Below are 9,321 nucleotides of genomic sequence, written 5' to 3' on the forward strand. Positions count from 1 at the left end.
CCGAGGCGCAGGCCCTGCTCAACGGCCTGCGCCGCGACCAGGCGCTCGACGCCGACGGCCTGGCCGCGCTGGAAATGAAGATCACCGCCGCCAGCCTGGCGCAGGCCCCGGACGCGAACACGCTGCAGCAGGCCTGGCACGCGCTGCCACAGCGCCTGCAGCACGCCGCGCCGGTGGCCACCGCGTTCGCGCTGCGCGCGGCGCCGCTGGGCCTGGAAGACGCCGGCGCGCTGGCCGTGGCCGATGCGCTCGAAGCGAACTGGGACGAATCACTGGCCGCGCTGTACGGCCGCCTGCCGGCGGGCCGCGACAGCCAGCGGCTGGCGCGCGCCGAAGCCTGGCTGGCCGCGCACCCCAGCAGCCCCGGCCTGCTGGCCACGCTGGGCTGCCTGTGCCGTGCGCAGGAACTGTGGGGCAAGGCCGAGGACTACCTGCACCGCGCGCTGGCGCAGGGCGCCGGCGCCGATGCCTGGGAAAGCCTGGGCCACGTTTTCACGGCGCAGAACGACGCCGGCCGCGCCCAGATCGCCTACGCCAACGCGCTGCGCCTGGGCCGCGGCGAACCGGCGCTGCCGCTCGACGGCCGCAGCCTGCGCCAGCAGATCGCCGACCAGGCGGTCGCCGAAATCCGCAACGCCCACGGCATCCCGCTGCTGCCGCCTTAGCGCTCGACGATGGCGGCGACGCCCATGCCGCCGGCGGTGCAGACCGAGATCAGCACGCGGCCCTGGCCCTTTTCCTTGAGCAGCTTGGCCGCCGTGGCGACGATGCGCGCGCCGGTGGCGGCGAAGGGATGGCCCAGCGCCAGCGAGCTGCCGACCACGTTGAGCTTGCTGCGGTCGATGCTGCCCAGCGGCGCGTCCAGGCCCAGCTTTTCCTTGCAGAACACCGGGTCTTCCCAGGCCTTGAGCGTGCACAGCACCTGGGCAGCGAAGGCCTCGTGGATCTCGTAGAAATCGAAGTCCTGCAGCGTGAGCTTGTTGCGCTGGAGCAGCTGCGCCACCGCCCAGCACGGCGCCATCAGCAGGCCTTCGCCGTGCACGAAATCGACCGCGGCCACCTGCGCGTCGCGCAGGTAGGCCTGCACCTCGAGGCCGTGCGCCGCCGCCCATTCCTCGCTGGCCAGCAGCGCCGCCGAGGCGCCGTCGGTGAGCGGGGTGGAATTGCCGGCGGTCAGCGTGCCCTGGCCCGAGGTCTTGTCGAAGGCCGGCTTTAGCGTGGCGAGTTTCTCCACCGTGGTGTCGGGGCGCAGGATGTTGTCGCGCTCGACGCCGCGGAACGGCGCCACCAGGTCCTTGTAGAAGCCGCGCTCGTAGGCCATGGCGGCCTTGGTGTGCGACTCGAACGCGAGCTGGTCCTGGGCCTCGCGGGGGATCTTCCACTCCTTGGCCATCATCTCGCAGTGCTCGCCCATCGACTTGCCGGTGCGCGGCTCGCCCACGCCCGGGAATTCCGGCGTCAGCTCCCTGAACTTGAAGCCCTTGAAGGCCTTCAGGCGCGCGCCGAAGCTGCGGGCCATGTTCAGGTCGAGCAGGCGACGGCGCAGGCGCTTGTTCACCGCGATGGGCACGTCGGACGTGGTGTCGCTGCCGCCGCCGATGCCGGCCTCGATCTGGCCGAGCGCGATCTTGTTCGCCACGGTGATGACGGTGTCGAGCGAGGTGCCGCAGGCGCGCTGGATGGTGATGCCCGGCGTGGACGGCGACAGGCCCGAGCTCAGCGTCGCCTCGCGCGCCAGGTTGAAGTCGCTCGAGTGCTTGAGCACCGCGCCCATGGCCACTTCGCCCAGCGCCTCGCCGTGCAGCTTGAACTTCTCCACCAGCGCGCCCAGCGCCTTGATGGACATGCCGAGGTTGCCGACGTCGTGGTAGGCGGTGTTGTTGCGGCAGAAGGGGATGCGGACGCCGCCGAGGATGGCGACACGACGGGGAAGCGACATCGGGCTCACTCCTTGCTCGTGGATTCGTGGAAGGTCAGGCGCCGGCGTCCAGGCCGGCCGGCACCGGGCCCCAGTCGGGCCGCGAACGCCAGGCGCCGTGGATCCAGGCGCGGAACATCAGGGCCACCGGGTCGTCGGCGGGCTCGCGCGCCAGCAGCGCCAGCAGCGAATGCGGCGGCTGGGCGCGGGCCTCGTCGGCGACGATGGCGTCGAAATAGGCGGTCCACTGCGCGCCGTAGCTGATGCGCGGCGCGGCGGCGCGCAGGCGTTCGGCTTCGCGCGCCGACGCCGCGGCGTCGCCGTCGGGCTTGCGCGCCACCACCTGCACCCAGGGCGTGTCGGTGACCACGGCCAGCAGCTCCAGCCCGGCGCCGCGCACGTAGGCTTCCACTTCCTGCGGCACGCAGAACTGGTTGCGCGCCACGTCCTTGCGCTGGCCGGGCGGCAGGCGCGCGGCCTGGTCCACTTCCAGCGAGAAGCGGCGCCAGCCCACCGGGTGGGCCAGGTTCCAGTGGTCGAAGTAGAACAGGCCGCCGGGCCTGAGCACGCGGGCGACGTCGCGCAGGTAGAGCACGAAGTCTTCCTTGTCCATGTGGATGAACACGGCCACGCAATAGCCCTTGTCCATCGAGGCGTCGCCCAGCGCGTCCAGGCGGCTGCGGCGCAGCGGGCTGAAGGCGCAGCCGCCGACGCCGGCCAGGCGGCCGCGCGCGACCTCGAGCATGTTCTCGGCGATGTCCAGGCCGTGCCAGTGCGCCACTTCGCCGGCCAGTTCGCGGCCGATGCGGCCGACGCCGCAGCCGAGCTCGAACACCCGGTCGCCGGGCGCGAAATCGAGCGCGGCGCGGGCCTGCGCGGCCGAGAAGGCGCCGGTCAGGCGCAGCGTGCGTTCGTCGTGGCTGCCGTCCACGGCCACCATCGCGCCGGTGGGCGTGCTGGCCTTGTCGTTCCAGAAGGATTTGTAGTCTTGGAAATCCATGCCTGCGGCGGGTTCTGCACCGGCCGTCCATGTCGTGGAAGGTATGATGGGGATCATAACCCGTCACCGCACGCCCCCGTATGTCGAAGCCCGTCCTGAGTGTCCTCGGCGCCCTCGCGCTGGAACTGTCGCCCGGCGCCGGGCCCGGCCGCCAGGCGCTGGACGCGGCCGAAGCCGGCGCGCTGGCCGGCCTGGTGGCACGCGACCTCGCCAAGCTGGTGCCGGAAGCCGCCGGCCTCGACCTTGCCCTGGTGGCGGCGCCGTTCGACCCGGTGGAACTGCTGCGCCCGGGTTACCCGCTGCACGCCGAGCTCGAGCGGCTGGTGGCGCGCGCGCCCGGGGTCCCGGGCGGCCGCGTGATCGGCTTCGGCGCCGGCGCCGACGGCCTGCCGGAAACGCTGCGGCCCTCGGCCGATTTCGCCGGCGGCCCGCTCAAGCTGCTGCCGCTGCTGCTGCGCGGCGACGCCGCCGACGTGGCGCCGGTGGGCGAACGCCTGGAGCAGGTGCTGCTCGACACGGGCATGGCCGCGGCCGACACCGCGCTGGCCGCGCAGGACGGCTTCGCGGTGGCGGTGGAGCATGCGCGCCTGCTCACGCTCAACGACCTGGCCGCAATGATGGCCCTGCAGTACGAACACGTGGGCCTGGCCCCGCTGTGGCCGCTGCTCGAGGCCGCGCTGCTGGCGCCGGGCAGCGAGCAGTGGCTGGACGCACCGCCCGAACCGCTGGCCGTCTACGCCAACCACGGCGTGCGCATGGCCCTGCTCGACGTCGATGCCTGGGCCGAGGGCGGCTTTGCGCCGGAAGGCGCCGACGCCGAACGGCTCGCCCGCGCCTTCGAACGCTTCCAGATGCGCCAGCGCCAGCTCGCCGCGGTGCTCGAGGCGCACGGCGTGCCGGTTACCTACGACCACTGCCCCGCCGGGCAGGACCCGCGCGCCATCCTCACCGAGTAGGCCGCGGCCGCCGATAGACTGTGCAGGCAAGGCCGGCACCAAGCCGGCTCCGAGGTCACCTGCATGTCTGCCCGCCTGCTCCTGCCATTCGTCCTGGCCCTGTCCGCCGCGCTGCCCGCCGCGGCCTCGGAATTGCCCTGCCGCGCCGGCGACGACGATCCCGGGCGCCCGCGCATCGGCCTGGCGCTGGGCGGCGGCGGCGCGCGCGGTTTCGCCCACGTGGCCGTGCTCAAGGAGCTCGAGCGCCTGCGCGTCCCGGTGGACTGCATCGCCGGCACCAGCATGGGCGCGCTGGTCGGCGGCCTGTATGCCTCGGGCCTCGGCGCCGACGAAATCGAAACCAAGATGCGCGAGCTCGACTGGCCGCGCATGTTCAACGACCGGCTCGAGCGCCCGCAGCGCACCTTCCGGCGCAAGCGCGACGAGGACCTGGCGCTCATCCCCGGCAAACCCGGCATCGGCAACGAAGGCGTGAAGCTGGCGGGCGGCGTGCTTTCGGGCGAACGCGTGCTGCTGCTGCTCGAACAGCTGACCCAGCCGGTGGCCACCCGCGCCGATTTCGACGACCTGCCCATTCCGTTCCGCGCCGTGGCCACCGACCTCAACTCCGGCCAGGCCGCGGTGCTGGGCGAAGGCAACCTGGCCCAGGCCATGCGCGCCAGCATGTCCATCCCGGGCGCGTTCAAGCCGGTGGTCATCGACGGCCGCGTGCTGCTCGACGGCGGCCTGGTGAACCAGGTGCCGGTGGACGTGGTGCGGGCCATGGGCGCCGACATCGTGATCGCGGTGGACGTGGGCACGCCGCTGGCAAAGCTGGACGAAAGCGCCAACCTGTTCCAGATCATCGACCAGATCAGCAGCTTCATGACCGTGGGCAGCGCGCGTGCGCAGCTCGACGCGCTGGGCGGGCGCGACATCGCCATCCGGCCGCCGCTGGCCGACCAGGTGGCCACGACCGATTTCGGCAAGCTCGACCTGGCGCTGCAGATCGGCGAGCAGAGCCTGGCGGCGGTGCGGCCCCAGCTGGCGGCGCTCGGGGTCGAGGCGGGCCGGTACGACACGCTGGCCGCGGCGCGCCCGGCGCCGGCCGCCGACGTGCCGGTGGTGCACTTCGTGCGCCTGGACAACCGCAGCCGCTACGACGACACCTTCCTGCTCTCGCGCATCGACATCGCCCCGGGCCAGCCGCTGGACACCGGGCGCCTGCAGCGCAACCTGCTCGAGCTCTACGGCCTGGAAACCATGGACCAGGTCAGCTACGACCTGGTCGAGGAAAACGGCCAGGCCGGCGTGGTGGTCACGGTGGTGCCGCACCGGCACGGGCCGAACTACCTCGAAACCGGCCTGAGCCTGTACTCGGACTTCAGCGGCGACTTCTTCGTGAACCTGCGCGCCGGCGTGCTGCGTGCGCCGGTGAACCGCCTCGGCGGCGAACTGCGCGGACTGCTGCAGCTGGGCGACGAACCCGGCCTGCTGGTGGACTACTACCAGCCGCTGGGCGTCGAGGGCGATTATTTCTTCATTTCCCAGGCCAGCTACGAAAGCCCGAAGTTCGGCCTGTTCGACGACAACGGCGAACGCCTGGCGAACTACCGCGTGCCCAACTTCGGCATCGACGTGGCCGTCGGCCGCGAGTTCGGCAACCACGGCGCCGCCACCCTGGGCCTGCGCCGGCGCTACGGCGAGGTGGAGCTGGAGATCGGCAACCCGCAGTTCAACGGCCTGGACTTCGACCAGGGCGAAGTCGAGCTGGCGCTCACCTACGACCGCATCGACAGCACCTACCTGCCGCGCGCGGGCACCTACGCGGTGCTGAGCTCGGTGCTGTCGCGCACCGGCCTGGGCGCCGACACCGATTACACGCAGTCGAACCTGGACCTGGTGTCGGCGCGCGCCATCGGCAAGCACTCGGGTTTCGGCGGCTTCCGCTACCACGTCACCAGCGACGACGACATCCCGGTGCCCGGCCTGTTCCGCCTCGGCGGCCTGACACGCTTCGCCGGCTACCGGCCGAACGAACGCCTGGCGCAGAACTACGCGCTGGCCTACGCCGGCTACACCTACGAACTGGGCCGCGTGCTCAGCCGCTCGGCGGTGCTGGGCGGCACGATCGAACTGGGCCGCACCTGGGGCCGCGGCCAGGACCTCGACGACGGCGCGTCGGAGCTGCATGGCAGCGTGTATTTCGGCTTCGATTCCTGGCTGGGCCCGCTGCAGCTCGGTTACGGCATCCGCGAGGGCGGCGAGGGCATCCTGCTGCTGGAACTGGGGCGCCCGCGCTGAGGCGCGCTCAGCGGCCCCAGTAACCCAATTCGCGGCGCAGCTGCAGGCCGCGCCACCAGCCCGCCAGTGGCTTGCGCCGCAGCACGCCGAGTTCGCCGGCCAGCAGCGCTTCGGTGGCGGCGAGCACGCGTTCGCTGGCGCGGCCGTCGCGACAGGGGTGGATCGATTCGGCGTAGGCGTCGATGGCCTGCCGCAGCTCCGCGCCGGGCGCGAACGCCCGCGCCAGCCTGTCCGGCAGGTCCGCCGGGTCGTCGAAGTCGATCATGTGCGGTTTCGGCGCGCGGTTGCGGAAGGTGACGACCGGCTTTCGCTGCACCACGAACTCCGAGACCACCGACGTGGTGTCGGCCAGCAGCACGTCGGCGGCGCGCTGCGCGGTGACCAGCTGTTCGGTCTCGACGAAGGCGGCGTTCGGGCCGGCCAGCGCGCGGTAGCGTTCGAACAGCGCGGGCGGGCACTTCGGATGCAGCGTGAGCAGCCAGTAGCGGTCGCCGCGCGCGACCTCGGCGGCGATGGCCGCGTGCAGGTGGGGTGCGGCGCTCAGGCGCTCGGTGAAGGTGGAAGCGAACAGCACCACCGGCCGCCCCGCCGCCGGCGCGCGCAGCGCCGCGGCTTCGGCGTCGTGGCCGCGGAACAGCGGGTCGAGCTTGGTCCAGCCGGTTTCGACCACGGCGAAGTGGCGCTGCTTCTCGGCGAGCGCACGGAACGGCGCGGTGGTGGCGGGGCCTTGCGTGCAGTAGAGGTCGAACACGCCGCGCACGCGGAAGTGGCCGCGTGCGTCGCTGCGTTTTTCGACGTTGAAGCCGTGGAAGAGCTGCACCTTGGCGCCGGAAACAAAGGTGGGCACGTCGTTGGCGGCGCTGAACACCGCGCGCGGCCGCAGCGCCACGGCCTGGCGCACGTCCACCGAACGCACCGGCGCCGGCAGCGCGCAACCCGCGGCGCCGCGCGTTAGCAAGGCGTGAACGCCGTGCCCCGCCGCTTGCAGCGTCTCCGCGAGCGGACCCAGAATGGGCAGCCCGTAGCGTTCCGTCGCGAACAACAGGTACTCCGCCATCAAGACTCCTCCGCCCCGCGTCTCGGCTTGCATTATCACGTTGAACGAGGCCGGCCGCCTAGGCGACTGCCTGGCCTCGCTGTCGTTCTGCGACGAAGTGGTGGTGGTGGATTCCTTTTCCACCGACGACACCGTGGCCATCGCCCGGGCGCACGGGGCGCGCGTGCTGCAGCGCGCCTTCGAGGGCTACCGCAGCCAGAAGCAGTTCGCGGTGGAGCAGGCGGCGCACGACTGGGTGCTGTGCCTGGACGCCGACGAACGCGTGGACGCGACCCTGCGCGCCGCCATCGAGGCCGAGCGTGCCGCCGGCTTCGCTGACGCCGCGGGTTACCGCTTCGCGCGGCTGTCGAATTATTTCGGCCGGTTCCTTCGCCACGGCAACGCCTACCCCGACCGCGTGCTGCGCCTGTTCGACCGCCGCCGCGGCGGCTGGCGGGGCAACCGCGAAGTGCACGAGTCGGCCAGCGTGGACGGCCTGGTGAAGACGCTGCGTGGCGACCTGTTGCACTTCCCCTACCGGTCGCTCGAGCAGCAGTTGCTCAAGACCCAGCGCTACGCCCGCATGATGGCCGAGCACGATTTCCGCCGCGGCAAGCGCGCCACCCTGGCCAAGCTGGTGCTGGCACCGGCCTGGCGTTTCTGGCGCGGGTACCTGCTGCGCGGCGGTTTCCTCGACGGCTGGCACGGGCTGGTTTATGCCTACGTGCGCGCCAACTACGTGCGCCAGAAGACGGTGATGCTGTGGTTGCTGCAGCAGGGCCAGCCGGTGGCCGATCCGCCGCAGGACCGCCCGTGACCACCCCGGGCGCGCCCTAGGCCATGTGCGGCATCGCCGGCACCTGGTTCCCCGAAGCCCGCGACGACGACGCGCTGCACGCGCTCGGTGCACGCCAGGCCGAAGCCATCGCGCACCGCGGCCCCGACGACGCCGGCACCTGGGCCGACCCGGGCGCCGGCCTGGTGCTGGCGCACCGGCGCCTGTCCATCCTCGACCCCAGCCCGGACGGCCACCAGCCGATGCCCTCGCGCGACGGCCGCTGGGTAGTCGTCTTCAACGGCGAGCTTTACAACCACCACGCGCTGCGCGCCGAACTCGAGGCCCTCGGCGAACGCTTCCACAGCCGCAGCGACACCGAAGTGCTCGTGGCCGCGATCGCGCGCTGGGGCGTCGAGGCCACGCTGGCGCGCGGCAACGGCATGCTGGCGCTGGCGGCCTGGGACCGGAAGCAGCGCGAACTGTGGCTGGCGCGCGACCGCCTGGGTAAGAAGCCGCTGTATTACGGCTGGACCGACGACGGCAGCCTGGTGTTCGGCAGCGAACTGGCCGCGCTGCGCGCCCACCCGGGCCTGCGCCCGAAGGTGGACCCGGATGCGCTGGCGCTCCTGCTGCGCTTCGACTACATCCCGGCGCCGTGGTCGATCCTGCGCGGCGTGCACAAGCTCCCGGCGGGTTCCCTGCTGCGCCTGGACACGGCCGCGCGGCATGCGGGGGCCACGGCATTCGACCCGATCGCCGCGCCGCGGCGCTGGTGGAGCGCGCTCGAAGCGCAGCGCGACGCCATCGCGCGCGGTTTCGACGGCAGCGACGCCGAAGCCATGGACGCGCTCGACGTCCTGCTCCGCGACGCCACCGCGCTGCGCCGCGAGGCCGACGTGCCGCTGGGCACCTTCCTCTCGGGCGGCATCGATTCCTCGCTGGTGACGGCGCTGCTGCAGGCGCAGTCGCCCGGGCCGGTGCGCAGCTTCTCGATCGGTTTCGACAACGCGGTGCACGACGAGAGCGCGCACGCGGCCGCCGTGGCCCGGCACCTGGGCACCGCGCACACCGAACTGCGCGTGGACGGCCGGGCCGCGCTCGACCTGGTGCCGAAGCTGCCGCGCATCTACGACGAGCCTTTCGCCGATTCCTCGCAGGTTCCCACCGCGCTGCTGTGCGCGCTGGCTCGCCGGCACGTGACGGTGGCGCTGTCGGGCGACGGCGGCGACGAGTTGTTCTTCGGGTATTCGCGCTTCGCCCGCACGCTGCGCAACGAGGCCTGGCTGCGCCGGCTGCCGCGCGCGGCGCTGGCCAGCCGCGTGCCCGATCCGGGCGAAGCGGCGCGGCTGG

At 72.4% G+C, this 9,321-nt stretch carries 7 protein-coding genes and 1 pseudogene; 5 read left to right on the top strand and 3 right to left on the bottom strand.

What is annotated here, in order from left to right; translation table 11 throughout:
- Positions 1–665 (top strand): annotated as a pseudogene (locus N790_RS16265) (heme biosynthesis protein HemY); the annotation flags it as partial.
- On the opposite strand, the gene N790_RS02730 reads toward N790_RS16265, so the two are convergent.
- Both N790_RS02730 and N790_RS15090 read right to left on the bottom strand, forming a co-directional pair.
- On the bottom strand, positions 662–1,939 hold the full coding sequence (locus N790_RS02730; RefSeq protein ID WP_043800397.1) for an acetyl-CoA C-acetyltransferase: 1,278 nt from the start codon (positions 1,937–1,939) through the stop codon (positions 662–664). The pseudogene N790_RS16265 and the gene N790_RS02730 sit on opposite strands and share 4 nt — an antisense overlap.
- A 34-nt stretch (positions 1,940–1,973) precedes the next feature.
- Entirely contained in the window at positions 1,974–2,918 is a 945-nt protein-coding gene (locus N790_RS15090) for a class I SAM-dependent methyltransferase (RefSeq protein WP_052385634.1), read from the bottom strand.
- Positions 2,919–2,998: 80 nt separating this feature from the next.
- Here N790_RS15090 and N790_RS02740 point away from each other — a divergent pair, with 80 nt between their 5' ends.
- Both N790_RS02740 and N790_RS02745 read left to right on the top strand, forming a co-directional pair.
- The gene (locus N790_RS02740; RefSeq protein ID WP_043800399.1) at positions 2,999–3,874 is read left to right on the top strand and encodes a hypothetical protein; all 876 of its coding nucleotides are present in this window, start codon (positions 2,999–3,001) and stop codon (positions 3,872–3,874) included.
- 63 nt (positions 3,875–3,937) lie between these two features.
- Complete coding sequence (locus tag N790_RS02745) at positions 3,938–6,157, top strand: patatin-like phospholipase family protein (RefSeq protein ID WP_052385635.1); 2,220 nt, start codon at positions 3,938–3,940, stop codon at positions 6,155–6,157.
- Between the two features lie 7 nt (positions 6,158–6,164).
- Here the strand turns inward: N790_RS02745 and N790_RS02750 are convergent, their stop codons facing one another.
- Positions 6,165–7,217 carry a CDP-glycerol glycerophosphotransferase gene (locus N790_RS02750; RefSeq protein WP_211251937.1) on the bottom strand — a complete coding sequence of 351 codons (1,053 nt, stop codon included), beginning with the start codon at positions 7,215–7,217 and terminating at the stop codon, positions 6,165–6,167.
- On the opposite strand from N790_RS02750, the gene N790_RS02755 reads away from it, so the two are divergent.
- Both N790_RS02755 and asnB read left to right on the top strand, forming a co-directional pair.
- Positions 7,213–8,010, top strand: a complete 798-nt coding sequence (locus N790_RS02755) for a glycosyltransferase family 2 protein (RefSeq protein WP_043800404.1) — start codon at positions 7,213–7,215, stop codon at positions 8,008–8,010. The two genes, N790_RS02750 and N790_RS02755, sit on opposite strands and share 5 nt — an antisense overlap.
- Before the next feature lie 23 nt (positions 8,011–8,033).
- On the top strand, positions 8,034–9,321 hold a 1,288-nt coding region (asnB, locus tag N790_RS02760), incomplete at its 3' end, for an asparagine synthase (glutamine-hydrolyzing) (protein ID WP_043800407.1).

This window comes from Arenimonas malthae CC-JY-1 (assembly GCF_000747075.1).
In the GTDB taxonomy this organism is placed as follows: Bacteria; Pseudomonadota; Gammaproteobacteria; order Xanthomonadales; family Xanthomonadaceae; genus Arenimonas; species Arenimonas malthae.